The sequence below is a fragment of the Leucobacter sp. M11 genome, assembly GCF_035726885.1.
In the GTDB taxonomy this organism is placed as follows: domain Bacteria; phylum Actinomycetota; class Actinomycetes; order Actinomycetales; family Microbacteriaceae; genus JAPFRB01.
Map to the genome: position 1 here is coordinate 755,622 of NZ_JAPFRB010000002.1, position 1,540 is coordinate 757,161.

A 1,540-nucleotide genomic window follows, 5' to 3' on the forward strand; every position below is an offset into this window, starting at 1 on the left:
AGCCCAAACGCCGTGTGCAGGACGCGGGTGGCCTCGTCGAGCAGGTCGGCCCGGGTCACCACGGAGATGCGGATCTCGCTCGTGGAGATCATCTCGATGTTAATGCCCGCGTCGTAGAGCACGCGAAACAGCTTCGCGCTGACGCCCGCGCTCGTGCGCATTCCGGCCCCGACGACGGCGATCTTGCCGATCTGATCGTCGTACACGAGGCTCTCGAAGGCAACGAGCTCGCGCTCGGCCTCGAGGGCGTCCACGACGAGCTTGCCGTCCTGCAGCGGCACCGTGAAGGAGATGTCGGTGCGGTTCGTGTCCGCGGCGGACACGTTCTGCACGATCATGTCGATGTTCGCGTTGGTCTTCGCGACGATCTCGAAGATCTGCGCGGCCTTGCCCGGTACGTCGGGAACGCCGCCGACCGTGATCTTGGCTTCGTTCTTCTCGGTGGCGATTCCGGTGATGATCGGGTCTTCCACGTTGTCTCCCTTCGGGTGGCCGTGCTCTGGGTTGTAGACGATGGTGCCCTCGGCGTTCGAGAACGACGAGCGGACGTGCAGCTTCACGCCGTGGCGGCGGGCGTACTCCACGGCCCGGATGTAGAGCACCTTTGCGCCGGAGGCGGCGAGCTCAAGCATCTCCTCGCTCGTGATCGCGTCGATCTTTCGGGCGGCGGGCACCACGCGCGGGTCGGTCGTGAAGATGCCGTCCACGTCGGTGTAGATCTCGCAGACATCCGCGCCGAGGGCCGCGGCGAGCGCGACGGCGGTCGTGTCCGAGCCACCGCGACCGAGGGTCGTGATGTTCCCGGTGTCGCGGTTGAAACCCTGGAACCCGGCGACGATGGCGACCGCGCCCTGGTCGAGGGCGCCGCGCACCCGCTTCGGGGTGACGTCCACGATCTTCGCGGCGCCGTGGGTCGCGTCGGTGATCATCCCGGCCTGGGAGCCGGTGAAGGAGAGCGCCTCGACGCCCATCCCCTTGATCGCCATCGCGAGCAGCGCCATCGAGATGCGCTCGCCCGCGGTGAGGAGCATGTCGAGCTCGCGGGGCGCGGGGATCGGGGAAACCTCGGTGGCCAGATCGAGCAGCTCATCGGTCGTGTCCCCCATGGCGCTGACGGCGACGACGACGTCGTTTCCGGCGCGGCGGGTCTCCACGATTCGCTTGGCGACGCGCTTGATGCTCTCGGCGTCGGCGACGGATGAGCCGCCAAACTTCTGCACGATCAATGCCACAGAGATACCTCCCGGGGGTGAAAAAGAGTTCGGGTGCCCGAGAAATCATCTTAGCGCGCTTGGGATACCGCGAGAGACACGCGCGGCTTTCCGCGGTCCGCGGGGGCCGGGGTGCTCCCCCGGCCCCCGCTCGCGGCTAGCCGGCCCGGTGCCGGAACCGGCGGGCCAGGACGATCGCCCCGCCCACGAGGAGCAGGATCCCCCCGGCGAGCGGCCACGCGGGCGCGACGCCTGCGCCGGTATCGGCGAGGGGCGGCGTGCCCCCGTCCGTCGGTGGCTGCTTCCCGGGGTCGACGACCGGTGGCTCC

General features: G+C 69.0%; 1 protein-coding gene. It reads right to left on the reverse strand.

The window, feature by feature from the left end; all coding sequences use genetic code 11:
- On the reverse strand, window positions 1-1,232 hold a 1,232-nt coding region (locus tag OOT08_RS08030), incomplete at its 3' end, for an aspartate kinase (protein WP_325092082.1).
- Between the last annotated feature and the right edge of the window lie 308 nt (window positions 1,233-1,540).